The sequence below is a fragment of the Kribbella sp. NPDC051770 genome (genome assembly GCF_040681455.1).
GTDB lineage: Bacteria > Actinomycetota > Actinomycetes > Propionibacteriales > Kribbellaceae > Kribbella.
The window spans coordinates 114,019-128,145 of the sequence record NZ_JBFAYT010000002.1 but is presented as its reverse complement, the minus strand read 5'-3'; the positions used below and the strand labels follow the sequence as shown (position 1 = coordinate 128,145).

Below are 14,127 nucleotides of genomic sequence, written 5' to 3'. Positions count from 1 at the left end.
GGAAGGCGGAACCCCCACCGGGGTCGCCTTCCTGGCTCGCCGTCTGAGGAGAGGCTGCCCGCATGCATCTCGAGCTGTCCGGCCTGACCAAGAGCTTCGGCTCGCTGGTCGCCAACGACCACATCGACCTGGTCATCGAACCGGGTGAGATCCACTGCCTGCTCGGTGAGAACGGGGCCGGCAAGTCGACCCTGATGAACATGCTCTACGGGCTGCTGCAGCCCGACTCCGGCGAGATCGTGATCGACGGCCAGAAGGTCGCGATCACCTCGCCCAGCGACGCGATCAGCCACGGCATCGGCATGGTGCACCAGCACTTCATGCTGGTCCCGGTGTTCACCGTCGCCGAGAACATCATGCTCGGCCGCGAGAACACCCGGGCGGCCGGCGTCCTGGACCGCAAGAAGGCGCACGCGCTGGTCAGCGAGCTGTCCGACCGGTACGGCTTCGAGGTGGACCCCGAGGCGCTGGTCGAGGACATCCCGGTCGGTGTGCAGCAGCGGGTCGAGATCATCAAGGCGCTCACCAACGACGCCCGGGTGCTGATCCTGGACGAGCCCACCGCGGTGCTCACCCCGGCCGAGATCGACGAGCTGATCACGGTGATGCGCCAGCTCAAGGAGAACGGCACCTCGATCGTCTTCATCACCCACAAGCTCAAGGAGGTCAAGGCGATCGCGGACAAGATCACCGTGATCCGCCGGGGCAAGGTGGTCGGCAGCGCCGAGCCGTCGGCGTCCGAGGAGGAGCTGGCCGAGCTGATGGTCGGCCGCGCGGTCGACCTGGTGGTCGACAAGGAGCCGGCCCAGCCGGGCGAACCGGTGCTCACCATCGAAGGCCTGACCGTGATCGACGAGCGGGGGTTCACCGCCGTCGACGCGGTCGACCTGCAGGTCCGGGCCGGTGAGATCCTCGCCGTGGCCGGTGTCCAGGGCAACGGCCAGACCGAGCTGGCCGAGGCGCTGCTCGGGCTGACCCCGATCGCGGCCGGCAAGATCTCCGTGGACGGTGTCGACCTGACCGGCCGCAGCACCCGGGACCGGCTCGACGCCGGGATCGGCTACGTGCCCGAGGACCGCGGTCACGACGGTTTCGTCGGGCCGTTCACGGTCGCCGAGAACCTGGTCCTCGACCTGTTCCGCAACGAGCCGTTCGGTCGCGGGCTGTCGCTGCGCACCGACGAGATCGAGAAGAACGCGCACGCCCGGATCGAGGAGTTCGACATCCGCACCCAGGGCGCGGACCTGCCGGTCTCGTCGCTGTCCGGCGGCAACCAGCAGAAGGTCGTGCTGGCCCGGGAGCTGTCCCGGCCGCTGAAGCTGCTGGTCGCCTCGCAGCCGACCCGCGGGGTCGACGTCGGCTCGATCGAGTTCCTGCACACCCGGATCGTGCGCGAGCGCGACCAGGGGACGGCGGTGCTGATCGTGTCCACCGAGCTGGACGAGATCGCCGCGCTGGCCGACCGGGTCGCGGTGATGTACCGCGGCAAGGTGGTCGGCGTCGTACCGTCCGACACGCCCCGCGACGAGCTGGGCCTGATGATGGCCGGCGCCAGCAAACGTGAGGCCGAGGCCGAGGCGACCGAGCACCCGACGACGTTGGGAACCATCTAGATGAGCAACGACACGGCCACCGAGCCGGAGCAGACGCCGGCGCCCGCGAGCCCGGTGAAGGAGCCCGCGACCAGCGGGCTGCCGTCCTGGGCGGTCCAGGGCCTGGTCTCGCTGAGCGCGATCGTGCTGGCGCTGGTCGTCGGCGCGATCCTGATCATCGTCGGCGACGACGAGGTGAAGGCCGCCGTCGGGTACTTCGGTGCCGCGCCGCTGGACACCCTGTCGGCCGCCGCGACCGCGGTCGGCGAGGCGTACAAGGCGCTCGCGGTCGGTGCGCTCGGCGGGATGAACCCGATCGCCGAGTCGCTGACCCAGGCGACGCCGCTGATCTGCGGCGGCCTCGCGGTCTCGCTGGCGTTCCGGACCGGTCTGTTCAACATCGGCGCCCAGGGACAGCTGATCATCGGCGCGATCCTGGCGGCGTACGTCGGTTTCGCCTGGCACCTGCCGCCGGTCCTGCACCTGGTGCTGGCGATCGTGGCCGGCCTGATCGGCGGCGCGGTCTGGGGCGGTGTCGTCGGGTTGCTCAAGGCCCGGACCGGCGCGCACGAGGTGATCGTCACGATCATGCTCAACTACGTCGCGATCTACCTGCTGCAGTGGTTGCTGACGACAACGGCCTTCAAGCGGCCCGGCCGCGAGGACCCGATCAGCCCGATCGTCGACGCGAACGCGCAGTACCCGCAGATGGGCGACACCCGGCTGCACGTCGGGTTCCTGCTCGCGCTGCTGGCCGCGGTCTTCGTCTGGTGGCTGCTGAACCGCTCGACGATCGGCTTCGAGCTGCGCGCGGTCGGCGCCAACGCCGACGCCTCCCGGACGGCGGGCATGTCGGTCGGCCGGGCGTACCTGGTCGCGATGGTCGTGGCCGGCGCGCTGGCCGGTCTGGCCGGCACCCAGCAGGTGCTCGGCACCGACCTGCCGCTGACCGACGGCGTCGCCGCGTCGATCGGCTTCGACGCGATCACCGTGGCGCTGCTCGGCCGCGGTACGCCGCTCGGCACGGTCCTGGCCGGCCTGCTCTTCGGCGCGCTGAACGCCGGCGGCCTGCAGATGCAGCTGCAGACCCAGACCCCGCTGACCCTGACCACCGTCCTGCAGGCCGTGATCGTGCTGTTCGTCGCGGCCCCGGCACTGGTCCGCTCGGTCTTCCGCTTCCTGCCCAAGGAACGCGGGATCGGCGCCGTCCTCGCGAAAGGCTGGAACGGATGAGCTCCTCTGTGCAGGACGTGGTGCGCGACCCCGCGCCCGCCGCGATCGAGGCTCCGGCCGACCGGATCCGGCGGCTGCGCGTCGGCGGCCTGATGGTCGTCTTCGCGCTGATCGGCTTCGGGCTGGCGATCTTCACCAACGGCGGCAAGGCCACCTTCCAGCTGGTCTCGGGCGACCTGCAGAACAACCTGCTCGGCGTACCGGCCCAGCCGGTGGCGATCTTCCTGGGCGTGCTCGGACTGGTTGCCGCGGGCGCCTACATCGTCCGGCGGGTGCCGCAGAAGTACTCCGGCTGGCTCGCGGTCGTGCTGGGGATCTGCTTCATCGGCGCGTTCCTGTGCTGGGCGGCCGCGGGCAAGACGTTCCCGCTGGCGAACCAGTTCCAGGGCACGCTGAACTTCGCGACCCCGCTGGTCCTCGGCGCGCTCGCCGGTGTGCTGTGCGAGCGGGCCGGTGTCATCAACATCGCGATCGAGGGCCAGTTCCTGGTCGGCGCGTTCACCGCGGCCGTCGTGTCCAGTACGACGGGCAGCGCGGTGGCGGCGCTGGTCGCGGCCGCGGTGAGCGGCGTACTGATGGCCTGGCTGCTGGCGATCTTCTCGATCAAGTACCTGGTGAACCAGGTCGTGCTCGGCGTCGTGCTGGTGGTGTTCGCCTCCGGTATCACCGGGTACCTGTTCGACCAGTTCCTGCAGGAGGACGCCGAGAACCTGAACACCCCGACGGTGCTCTCGGCGCTGAAGATCCCGGGGCTCGGTGACATCCCGTTCATCGGGCCGATCCTGTTCAACCAGACGATCCTGGTCTACCTGACCTATCTCGCGGTCGCCGTCGTCACGTTCGTGCTCTTCCAGACCCGCTGGGGCCTGCGGGTGCGCGCGGTCGGCGAGCACCCGAAGGCTGCTGACACGGTCGGCATCCGGGTCAAGCGGGTCCGGTACTCCGCTGTGCTGTGGGCGGGGGTGCTGGCGGGGCTCGGTGGTGCGTTCTTCACCGTCGGGTACGCCGGGTCGTTCTCCAAGGAGATGACCGCGGGCAACGGCTTCATCGCGCTGGCCGCGCTGATCATGGGCCGCTGGCACCCGATCGGCGCGATGGTCGCGGCGCTGTTCTTCGGCTTCGCGACCCAGCTGCAGTCGCAGCTGCAGATCATCCAGACCCCGATCCCGGGCGAGCTGCTGCTGATGGCGCCGTACCTGGCGACGGTGATCGCGGTGGCCGGGCTGGTCGGGCGAGTGCGAGCACCGAAGGCCGATGGTGAGCCCTACGTCACCGAGTGAGAACGTCGACTGGGTTGCCCTGCGTGCGGCCGCTGTGCAAGCGATGCGGCGGGCGTACGCGCCGTACTCCGGGTACGCCGTGGGTGCGGCCGCCTTGGTCGACGACGGCCGGATCGTTGCCGGGTGCAACGTCGAGAACGCGTCGTACGGGCTGACGCTCTGTGCCGAGTGCGGCGTGGTCTCCGAGTTGCACTCGAGCGGCGGCGGACGGCTCGTCGCCTTCACCTGTGTCGACCACAACGAGGAGCTGCTGACCCCCTGCGGGCGATGCCGGCAGCTCCTGCACGAGCACGGCGGGCCGAACCTGCTGCTCGAGTCGAAGACCGGTAGCCGGCCGCTGAGCGAGCTGCTGCCGGAGGCCTTCGGGCCGGAGAACCTGGAGGAATGATGTCGTTCGACGCCGTGGACGTGATCCGGACCAAGCGTGATCGCGGGGAGCTGAGCGACGGGCAGATCGACTGGGTGATCGACGCCTACACCCGCGGCGCGGTCGCCGACGAGCAGATGTCCTCGCTGGCGATGGCGATCCTGCTGAACGGGATGACCCGCCGCGAGATCGCCCGCTGGACCGCCGCGATGATCGCCTCCGGTGAGCGGATGGACTTCGCGAAGCTGTCCCGGCCGACCGCCGACAAGCACTCCACCGGCGGCGTCGGCGACAAGATCACGTTGCCGCTGGCCCCCTTGGTCGCGGCCTGCGGCGTCGCCGTACCGCAGCTGTCCGGGCGCGGCCTCGGCCACACCGGCGGGACGCTCGACAAGCTGGAGTCGATCCCGGGCTGGCGCGCGGCGCTGTCGAACGCCGAGCTGATGAACCAGCTCGAGGACGTCGGCGCGGTGATCTGCGCGGCGGGCGACGGGCTCGCGCCGGCCGACAAGAAGCTGTACGCGCTGCGCGACGTGACCGGGACCGTCGAGGCGATCCCGCTGATCGCCAGCTCGATCATGAGCAAGAAGATCGCCGAGGGGACCGGTGCGCTGGTGCTCGACGTGAAGGTCGGTACGGGCGCGTTCATGAAGGACCTCGCGGATGCGCGCGAGCTGGCCGAGACGATGGTTGCCCTGGGCACGGATGCCGGGGTGAAGACGGTCGCGCTGCTGACCGACATGTCGACACCGCTCGGGCTGACCGCGGGCAACGCGCTCGAGGTGCGCGAGTCGCTGGAGGTGCTCGCTGGTGGCGGCCCGGCGGATGTCGTCGAGCTGACCGTCGCGTTGGCGGCGGAGATGCTCGCGGCTGCTGGTGTGACGGATGTCGACCCGGCGGAGAAGCTGCGCGACGGTACGGCCATGGACGTGTGGCGCCGGATGATCGCGGCCCAGGACGGCGACCCGGACGCCGAGCTGCCGGTGGCGCCGGAGCAGCACGTGGTGAAGGCGGAGTCGACCGGCGTACTGAGCCGCCTGGACGCCCTGGCCGTCGGCGTCGCAGCCTGGCGTCTGGGCGCGGGCCGGGCGCGCAAGGAAGACCCGGTCTCCCCGGTCGCCGGGATCGAGCTGCACGCCAAGCCGGGCGACGAGGTGACCGCGGGCCAGCCGCTGCTCACGCTGCACGCCGACGACCCTGCACGCTTCGAGCGCGCGCTCGAGTCGCTGGTCGATGCGGTGGAGATCGGTACGCCGTACGAAGCGCAGCCGTTGATCATCGACCGCATCACCGGCTGATCGCTGGGGGCTGGTCGCCGCTGCCCCGCCGGATCACGTGGTGGGAACGTCCCACCGCTGCCGGCGAGGGAAGGCGAAGTAGGGCGCCGGTCGCGTGAGTCGCGGCGAGGGAAGGCGGAGTAGGGCGCGCAAAACAGTCGGTGGGGTCCGGCAGAGTGGGGTGCATGACGGGTTCTGCGCATCAGTTGACCGCGGCCGCGCCGTTCGACTTCGGGTTGTCGTTGCGGTTCGTGGGGGGATTCTCGCCGACCGCGGGGGAGCAGCGGATCGGTGATGGGCGGTTGGTGAAGGCGCTGCGGGTCGCCGGGGAGACGGTGCTGGCGGAGGTCTCGGCGGGCGGTGTCGGGGTGGACGTCAGGCTGCGTGGTGCGCGCTATGACGCGGCGGTTGACGCGGCGTTGGATCGGGTGCGGTTCTACCTCAGTCTGGACGACGAGCTGGAGGAGTTCTACGCGCTCGCGGACGATGACTTCAAGGTCGTGGTGGAGCGGCTGTACGGGTACCACCAGGTGAAGTTCAGCTCGCCGTGGGAGAACGTCGCGTGGGCGATCCTTTCGCAGCGTACGCCGAGAAGCGTTGCGGTGCAGGCGAAAGCGGCGTTGATCCGGCGCGCCGGGACGGTGATCGAGGTCGATGGCGGCGAGTATCCGGCGTTCCCCGACGCCGAGCAGGTGGCGGGGATCGGCGATCTCGCCGAGGTGATCGGGAACGTCCGGAAGGCCGGTTACCTGCAGGGTGCTGCGCGGCGCTGGTTGGAGCTGTCCGAGCTGGAGCTGCGGACCGCGCCGTACGACGACGCCAAGGAGCAGCTGCTGGCGTTGCCCGGGATCGGGCCGTGGTCGGCGACCTTCGTGATGATCCGCGGGCTCGGCCGGACCGACGAGGTGCCGACCGAGAAGGAGTTCCTCCGCGCGGCCGCGCGGGTGTACGGGCGAGCCGTCGACGAGGCGGACGTCATCCAGCTCGCCGAACGCTACGGCCCATGGCGCGGGTACTGGGCGCACTACCTGCGCGCCTCCGGATGAGCAGCCCACCGGCGATCATCAGCCAGACCGGTACGCCGTACGCGGTCACCCGCTCCATGCCGCCGACGCCCAGCCCGAGCCCGTGGCCGCCGAAGTGCAGGACCATCGCGACCAGGCCGAGGAGGCCGAGCGTGACGCCGTACCAGCGGGCTCGGCTGATCGCGCTGCCGGGGCGAAGCGCCCCGGCGAGGAGGAGGGCGAGGTTCCCGGCCAGGAAGATCACGACCGCGCCGCCGAGGACGTGCAGGTCCTCGTTGACGTCGGCCGGGGCCAGGCCGGCGATCGCCCAGCCGACACCTGTTGCCGCGAGCAACACTCGGGTCAGCGTCGAGACGACGCCGCGCGGCCAGGCGGCGCGGGTCAGAACGACGCCGCCGACGATCAGCAGGCCGCCGAGGACGAACGACGCGTTCATCAGGCCGTGCAGCGGTGAGCAGACGGACCGGCCGCCGAAGTCGCCGCAGTGGACGTTGCCGAGGTCGCTGATGTTGTTGTCCGCCCAGCTGTACGGCGTGGTCCAGGCGAGCTGGACGACGATCATCACGACGAAGAACTGCAGGGCGCCGGCCAGCCAGGCGATCGCGCCGATTCTTGGGTTCATGCCTCGACGCTAGAGAGCGGCAACGCTCGGGGACATCGCCTGCGCACCCGGGCGACGGTAGCGAGGACGCGACTCAGCCGGACTTGGTGGTGAGGCGTTTGTACTGCTGCTTCGCCAGGGTGCTCACCAGGGTGGTGTCGGGCTGGAGGTTGCCGGTGATCGGGCCGGTCTGGCGGACGGTGATCTGGGCGAGCAGGTTGCCGGTGACGAAGGAGGCCTGGGCGACCGCCTCGGCCTCGTCGGGGACGCCGTTGGGGCCGACGCGGCGGCCGGTGCGGATGTCGGGCACGCCCGCGACGGAGAACTTGGCGGTGAAGGTCTCCTGGCTCCAGAAGCCGGTCCGCAGGTCCTGGGCCTTGCGCTTCGAGCCGGTCCGGAACAGGCGGATCGTGTACTGCTTCTGGCGGTCCGGGCTGACCCGCACCGCCTGGTAGCCGTCGGTGAAGCTCGCGTTGAGCAGCAGTGCGCGGTCCTCGGCCGGGACGCCGGAGATGGTCGCGACGAACGACGGCAGCGTGAACGGCCCGCTCGGCTCGCGCCCGTCGGCGCCGTACCCGCCCGGTACGACGATCAGCCCGGCCAGCGCGCTCTTCGGCGCGGCCGGCGTCGGCGGCGCGCTCGGAGCCGGCGGTGCGGCGGCGTTGTTGCTGCCGGCCTCGGCGGTGACGGCGCCCGCGTCACCGCCCGCGCACCCGGGTAACGCCAGCACGGCGCAGACGACCAGTACGGCCACGCCCGGCGCAGTCCGCCTCACAACTCCTCCGCCAGTTCAGGGGATCCTCGTAGGAACCCCACCAGACGAAGGTGAACGCCAAGCAACCACCGGACGACGAAACCCGCCGTGACCGGCGTGTCACACGCTGATCGAGCCGAACGAGTGGAAAGCCGCGCAGGGGTGTGCGGTCGCGGGGGCGCCGGGTCACGGAATCGCGGGGTGCCCGGCTGGGGCGCGGGGTTGCCGGGGCGCGGCGCCGCCGCCTTCGCGGCCGGTCAGCGACTCGCGAGGGCGAACCCCGCGTTGTTCACAGCCCGGCGAACCCGCCCGATCGCCGGGTTCTGCCGGGTCGGGTGCACCCGGTTGGTCAGCAGTACGACGTACGCCCCGCGCTCCGGGTCCACCCACAGCGACGTCCCGGTGAAGCCGAGGTGCCCGTAACCGCGCGGCCCGATCAGGTCCCCGGCGACCGAGTCGACCGGGTCGACGCCCTGCCAGCCCAGCGTGCGCCGGAGCGTCAGGTGATCGGTCCGCGGCGCGATCATCGCGGCGTACCCGGCCTCCGACAGCACCCGACCGGCAGCGCCGCACCCCCGTGCGCACAGCGTCCGGCCGAGGGCTTCCAGATCCGCGAGCGTGCCGAACAGCCCGGCGTGCCCGGCCGGTGCACCGAGCACCACCGCGTTCTCGTCGTGGACCTCGCCCTGCACGACCCGGCCGCGCCACGGATCGTCCTCGGTCGCCACCGCTGGCGCACGATCCGGTACGCCGTACGCAGCGCCGAGCATCCCCGCCGGCCGCGTCACCCGCTCGGCGACCAGCACGTCGAGCGTCGCCTCGGCCGCCGCCTCGGCGATCAGCCCGAGCAGGATGAACCCCTGCGAGCTGTACGCGACCTGCGCGCCGGGCGGCCCCAGCAGTGGCAGCGAGCGAATCGCGGCCAGCAGCTCCTCCCGCGTCCGCGCCCATCGCCAGAGCGGTTGCTGCCCAGGGATCCCCGACGTGTGCGCGAGCAGCTCGCGGATCCGGATCCCGGCCTTGTCCGTCCCGGCGTACTCCGGCAGGTGGTCGGCGATCGTGTCGTCCAGCGTGAGCACACCGTCCTCGACCAGCGAGAGCACGGCCATCGCCACGATCGGTTTCGTGACGGACGCCAAGTCCCAGCGGCTGTCCTCGGTCACCCCAGCCGACCCCCAGGCCGTCGTACCGAGCAACCCCCGGCTGAATGTCTCGGAAGCCGACCCCACCGACCACGCAGCCGCCGAGAACACCCTGCGCCGCCGCGCCTCGGTGAGCAGCTCCTCGATCACCGGCATCACTTGACCAGGTCGCCTTCGCGCGCGTTCAGCGCGGCGTAGTGCGCCAGCTTCTCCTCGTCCACGCTCACCCCGAGCCCGGGACCGTCCGGCACCGTCAACCGCCCGTCCTGCAACGGAATCGGGTCGATGATGTCGTCGTCGTGCAGGTAGTACATGCTGTCGATCGCCCGGTTCAGCACCGGCGTGGACGCGACCACCGCCAGGTGGGCCGCGGTCGCGATGCCGAGCTCACCGCCGCTGTGCAGGTTCATCCCGAGCCCGAAGGTCTCGCAGTGCGCGGCCAGGTCCTTGGTGGCCTTGATCCCGCCCCACTTGTAGACGTCGCCGTGGATCACGTCGACCGCGCCGAGCCGCATCGCCGGCGCGAAGTCCTCGAAGGCGACCACGCACATGTTCGTGCAGAGCGGGATCCGGATCTTCTCCCGCACCTGGGCCATCCCGTCGATGCCCCAGCACGGGTCCTCCAGGTACTCCAGGTCCAGCTCCTCCAGCCGCAGCCCGGCCCGGATCGACTCCGGCACGCTCCAGGCGGCGTTCGGGTCGACCCGCAGCTCGGCCTCGGGCAGCGCGCTGCGCAACGCCTGCATGATCCGTACGTCGCCGTCGACGTCCTTGGTGCCCTTCAGCTTCACCGCGGTGAAGCCGCCCTCGGCGACCACCTTCGCGGCGAACTCGGCGAGCGCGCCGGGCAGGTCGGCGTCGCTCGCGCCGGGCGCGTCCGCGCGGGTGATCAGCGCGGTGATCGGGACGGTGTCGCGGACCCGGCCGCCGATCAGGTCGGTCAGCGGGCGGCCGGTGATCTTGCCCATCAGGTCCCAGCAGGCGACGTCGAGACCGGCCAGGGCGGCGTACCCGATGTAGCCGTAGAAGAACGGGACCATCCGGTGGGTGGCGTGGAACTCCTCCAGCGCGAACGGGCTCTTGCCGATCAGCGACGCGGCCAGCTGCTCGGTCAGCCGCGCGACCGGCGCGCCCCACATCGTCTCGCCCCAGCCGACGTGCCCGTCGTCGGTGGTGATCCGGACGACGGTCCGGGTCTCGCCGGTCTTGGTCTCGAACGAGCTGCGGAACGGACTGGTCAGCGGCAGGTTGACGACCTGGACGTCGATGCCGGTGATGATCATGCCTGAGGACCTCTTTCGGTCAGTGGATGGGAAGTGGTGGCTTCGTCGAGCCCGCGCAGGGCGGCGACCAGCCCGGCCACGCGGCGGCCGAGCAGCAGCCGCCCGGTCTCGGCCGTCGCCTCCGCGGCGTCGTCAGTGACCCCGCCGACGCGCGGCCACTCGCCGTACCGCTCGACGGTGAGCCCGGGCGCCGGGCTCTGGTTGAACAGCGGCGGCGGATCAGCAGGCTGGAAGGGGCGATCGTCGGCGACGAGCTCCGGATGGACGGCCAGCATCAGCGACGTCTCGAACCACCCGGCGTGACCCGGCGTGCGTTCCGGCCGCTCAACCGCCGCCGCCTCCGCCGTCGTATCGGCGCTCAACGTCCAGTACGAGCAGGCAGCCGCCGTCCCCTCCGCCTGCAGCGAGTGCGCCTTCACCGCCAGCCGGACCAGCTCGTCGTTACCGCCGTGCCCGTTGACGATCACGATCCGCCGGAACCCGCTCTGCGCGAGCGACGCCAGCACATCAGCCAGTACGTCGGACAACGTCGCCGGGCGCAGACTCACCGCCGCCGCGAACAGGTGATGCGGGCTGTGCCCGAAGGTCATCGTCGGCAGCCGGACCCACGTCGTACTGTCGTCAGCCAGCTGCTCCAGCGCCCGGTCGAGAACCGCCTCCACCAGCAGGAAATCGGTCCCGAGCGGCAGGTGGTCGCCGTGCTGCTCGACCGCACCGATCGGCAGGACGGCGACAGCGCCGTCGGCGGCCAGGGTCCGGACGACTCCGCGGGTGAGCGTGGCCAGGTGTCGTACAGTCATCGCAACGATCTCCGATCGGACGGACCCGAGGTCGGGCGCCGACCCGGGCCCGAGTGCTCAGGCAGGATGGAACGATGGTCGATCTGCCCCGCGGCAACCGGCACTTGCAGCCGGTCGGCGCCGAGAACGCGGCGATCGACCGCGGCGACAGTGCGACGGTCGGCGAGACCCTGATCGGCAGCGTCGAGCTGCTGGCCGGGTCGGTGCGGGTGGCGCTGGTGAGTTCGGCGGGCCGGATCGTACGGCGTGCCGAGCAGCAGTTCCCGGCGACCGACGACCCCGGCGTACTGCGGGCGGCTCTGCAGGACACGGTGGAAGGCTGCTTGGCCGGCAGCGACCCGTGCGGTGTCGGAGTGGCCAGTGCCGGTCTCGTCGACCACACCACCGGGGTGCTGCGGCGGATCGACGACCGGCCGGGCTTCACCGGCTACCCGATCGCCGCGTCGCTGAACCGGCTGCTCGGCTGCCCGGTGTTCGTGGATCACCGGGCCCGCCTGCAGGTGCTCGGCGACCGCTGGTTCGGTCAGGGCGCCGGGCGGGCGTCGTTCGCCTCGGTCGCGACCGGGGACACGCTCGGCGTCGGGCTGCTGTACGAGGGGCAGGTGATCGCGCCGCTCGGTGGCCGCAGCGGCGCGCACATCACGGTCGCGGTCGGCGGCCGGCGCTGCTCGTGCGGGAACCTCGGGTGCTGGAAGACGATCGCCACCTCGACCTGGTTGCGGCAGGAGGCGACGGTCCGCGGACTCGGCGAGATCACCGGCGTGGGCGATCTGATCGCCGCCGCCCGCGAGAACACGGGAGCGCGCCGCCTGATGGCCGAGTACGCCGACAACCTCGCCGTCGGGCTGTCCTCGGTGCAGCACCTGCTCGCGCCCGGGCTCTACATCGTGCACGGCGACGCGGCAGTCGGCGGCGGCGAGTTCCTCGGCCGGATCGAGGAACGGCTGCGCGCGGTCAGCGACTGGGCCGAGTTCGCCGAGCGCCCGCGCGTCGTCGCCGCGGACACCGCCGCGGACGACGTCGCGCTGCTCGGCGGCGCCGGTCTGGTGCTGTCCCGTCTCTCCGGCCAGTAAGCGCGCGCCATCAGAGGGGTCGCCGCGCGACCCGGCCGCGCTCACGCGACGTCCAGCGCTCGTCGTCGCCGTGCCCTCCGCGGGTCAGGCTCCAGCACGGCGTCCAGCAGCGCCCGCGTGTACGGATCGGACGGGCTGTCGAACACCGTTGCCACCGGACCGCTCTCGACCACTGCTCCACCGCGCATCACCGCGACCCGGTCGGCGAGCTTCCGCACCACCGCCAGGTTGTGCGACACGAACACGTAGCTCAGGTTGAACTCCCGCTGCAGCGACGACAGCAGGTCCAGCACCTGAGCCTGCACCGACACGTCCAGCGCGCTCGTCGGCTCGTCCAGCACGATCACCTCGGGCCGCAACGCCAGCGCCCGCGCGATCGAGATCCGTTGCCTCTGGCCACCGGAGAACTCGTGCGGGTACCGGGAGGCGACGTCCGTCTCCAGCCCGACGGCGGTCAGCAGGGAGGCGACCTGTGCCTCCCGCTCGGCCCGCCCACGCCGCCCACGAAGCTCCGGCTCGTGCGTCACCAGCGGCTCGGCCACGATGTCCACCACGCGCATCCGCGGGTTCATGCTGGAGAACGGATCCTGCAGCACGACCTGCAGATCCCGTCGCAACGCCCGGAGCTCGCCCGGCGGCAGCGCGAAGAGGTCCCGACCGCCGACCTCGACGCGACCGGACGTCGGCGGCAGCAGCCCGAGCATCATCCGGGCCAGCGTGGTCTTGCCCGAGCCGGACTCACCGACCACCGCGAGCGTCTCGCCGGCCCGCAGCTCGACCGAAACGTTGTCTACGGCAACGACTGGCGCGCGGCCGCGGACGTCGTACTCCTTGCACAGCTGGGAAGTGCTGAGCAGTACCCGCTGTTCGGTCATGCCGGGGTCTCCTCGCGCAGTCGGGGTGTGGCGGCCAGCAACTGCTGGGTGTAGGGGTGCTGCGGATCGGTCAGGATCGAGAGCACGTCGCCGCTCTCGACCACCTCGCCGGCCCGCATCACCAGGACGTCGTCGGCCATGTTCGCCACCACGCCGAGGTCGTGCGTGATCAGCAGCAGCGCCATCTGCCGCTCCTGCTGCAGCTCGGCCAGTACGTCGAGGATCTGCGCCTGGACCGTCACGTCCAGCGCGGTCGTCGGCTCGTCGGCGATCAGCAGCCGCGGCCCGGCGACCAGTGCCATCGCGATCATCGCGCGCTGCCGCAGCCCGCCGGAGAGCTGGTGCGGGTACTGCGCGGCGCGGCGTTCGGGGTCGTCGATCCCCGCGGACTCCAGAGCGGCGATCACCTCGGCGCGGTACCGGGAACCGCGGCCGCCGCGGTGCCGGCTGAGCACCTCGGCGATCTGCGCGCCGATCCGGCGGACCGGGTTGAGGCTGGACATCGGGTCCTGGAAGACCATCGCGATCTGCTCGCCGCGGACCTTGCGCAGCTCGGGTTCGGGCAGCTCGAGGAGGTCCTGGCCGTCGTACAGGATCTTGCCGGACGGGTACGCCGCGGGCGGCTCGGGGTTGAGCCGCAGGACGCTGCAGGCGGTGGCCGACTTGCCGCTGCCGGACTCGCCGACGATGGCCAGCGTCCGGCCGGCCCGCAGCTCGAAGGAGACGCCGCGGACCGCGTGCACGGTCCGGCCGGGCAGGGCGAAGTCGACGCGCAGGTCGTCGACGGACAGGATCGGTGCGCTCACAGCTTCGCCTCCGGCTCGA

At 71.4% G+C, this 14,127-nt stretch carries 14 protein-coding genes; 7 read left to right on the top strand and 7 right to left on the bottom strand.

The features are described 5' to 3' along the window. Window positions 1-62: 62 nt before the first annotated feature. The 6 genes from AB0M01_RS07240 to AB0M01_RS07215 all read left to right on the top strand — a co-directional run bounded on the left by AB0M01_RS07240 (window position 63) and on the right by AB0M01_RS07215 (window position 6,795). Entirely contained in the window at window positions 63-1,613 is a 1,551-nt protein-coding gene (locus AB0M01_RS07240; protein WP_363666468.1) for an ABC transporter ATP-binding protein, read from the top strand. Beyond that, window positions 1,614-2,825 (top strand): ABC transporter permease, encoded by a 1,212-nt coding sequence (locus AB0M01_RS07235; protein WP_363666466.1) that lies wholly within the window; start codon window positions 1,614-1,616, stop codon window positions 2,823-2,825. Further along, window positions 2,822-4,105 carry an ABC transporter permease gene (locus AB0M01_RS07230; protein WP_363666464.1) on the top strand — a complete coding sequence of 428 codons (1,284 nt, stop codon included), beginning with the start codon at window positions 2,822-2,824 and terminating at the stop codon, window positions 4,103-4,105. Before AB0M01_RS07235 ends, AB0M01_RS07230 begins: the two co-directional genes overlap by 4 nt. Then, window positions 4,080-4,493, top strand: coding sequence for a cytidine deaminase (locus AB0M01_RS07225; RefSeq protein WP_363666463.1), 414 nt, complete (start codon window positions 4,080-4,082; stop codon window positions 4,491-4,493). Before AB0M01_RS07230 ends, AB0M01_RS07225 begins: the two co-directional genes overlap by 26 nt. Next, the gene (locus tag AB0M01_RS07220; protein WP_363666462.1) at window positions 4,490-5,770 is read left to right on the top strand and encodes a thymidine phosphorylase; all 1,281 of its coding nucleotides are present in this window, start codon (window positions 4,490-4,492) and stop codon (window positions 5,768-5,770) included. Before AB0M01_RS07225 ends, AB0M01_RS07220 begins: the two co-directional genes overlap by 4 nt. A gap of 164 nt (window positions 5,771-5,934) precedes the next feature. Further along, window positions 5,935-6,795: a hypothetical protein gene (locus AB0M01_RS07215; RefSeq protein WP_363666461.1), complete on the top strand. Its 861-nt coding sequence runs from the start codon at window positions 5,935-5,937 to the stop codon at window positions 6,793-6,795. Here AB0M01_RS07215 and AB0M01_RS07210 read toward each other — a convergent pair. The 5 genes from AB0M01_RS07210 to AB0M01_RS07190 all read right to left on the bottom strand — a co-directional run bounded on the left by AB0M01_RS07210 (window position 6,725) and on the right by AB0M01_RS07190 (window position 11,354). After that, window positions 6,725-7,396, bottom strand: a complete 672-nt coding sequence (locus AB0M01_RS07210) for a DUF998 domain-containing protein (protein WP_363666459.1) — start codon at window positions 7,394-7,396, stop codon at window positions 6,725-6,727. The two genes, AB0M01_RS07215 and AB0M01_RS07210, sit on opposite strands and share 71 nt — an antisense overlap. A gap of 73 nt (window positions 7,397-7,469) precedes the next feature. Next, window positions 7,470-8,150 carry a hypothetical protein gene (locus AB0M01_RS07205; RefSeq protein WP_363666457.1) on the bottom strand — a complete coding sequence of 227 codons (681 nt, stop codon included), beginning with the start codon at window positions 8,148-8,150 and terminating at the stop codon, window positions 7,470-7,472. Window positions 8,151-8,386: 236 nt separating this feature from the next. Further along, window positions 8,387-9,427 (bottom strand): serine hydrolase domain-containing protein, encoded by a 1,041-nt coding sequence (locus AB0M01_RS07200; RefSeq protein ID WP_363666455.1) that lies wholly within the window; start codon window positions 9,425-9,427, stop codon window positions 8,387-8,389. Next, complete coding sequence (locus AB0M01_RS07195) at window positions 9,427-10,554, bottom strand: enolase C-terminal domain-like protein (protein ID WP_363666453.1); 1,128 nt, start codon at window positions 10,552-10,554, stop codon at window positions 9,427-9,429. Before AB0M01_RS07195 ends, AB0M01_RS07200 begins: the two co-directional genes overlap by 1 nt. Further along, the gene (locus AB0M01_RS07190) at window positions 10,551-11,354 is read right to left on the bottom strand and encodes a creatininase family protein (protein ID WP_363666451.1); all 804 of its coding nucleotides are present in this window, start codon (window positions 11,352-11,354) and stop codon (window positions 10,551-10,553) included. The genes AB0M01_RS07195 and AB0M01_RS07190 overlap by 4 nt, the downstream gene beginning before the upstream one ends. Before the next feature lie 74 nt (window positions 11,355-11,428). On the opposite strand from AB0M01_RS07190, the gene AB0M01_RS07185 reads away from it, so the two are divergent. Next, window positions 11,429-12,427, top strand: coding sequence for an ROK family protein (locus tag AB0M01_RS07185; protein ID WP_363666449.1), 999 nt, complete (start codon window positions 11,429-11,431; stop codon window positions 12,425-12,427). A gap of 41 nt (window positions 12,428-12,468) precedes the next feature. Here the strand turns inward: AB0M01_RS07185 and AB0M01_RS07180 are convergent, their stop codons facing one another. Then, window positions 12,469-13,302 (bottom strand): ATP-binding cassette domain-containing protein, encoded by an 834-nt coding sequence (locus AB0M01_RS07180; protein WP_363666447.1) that lies wholly within the window; start codon window positions 13,300-13,302, stop codon window positions 12,469-12,471. Beyond that, a complete protein-coding gene (locus tag AB0M01_RS07175) occupies window positions 13,299-14,108 on the bottom strand; it encodes an ABC transporter ATP-binding protein (RefSeq protein WP_363666445.1) in 810 nt (269 codons plus the stop codon). The genes AB0M01_RS07180 and AB0M01_RS07175 overlap by 4 nt, the downstream gene beginning before the upstream one ends. Between the last annotated feature and the right edge of the window lie 19 nt (window positions 14,109-14,127).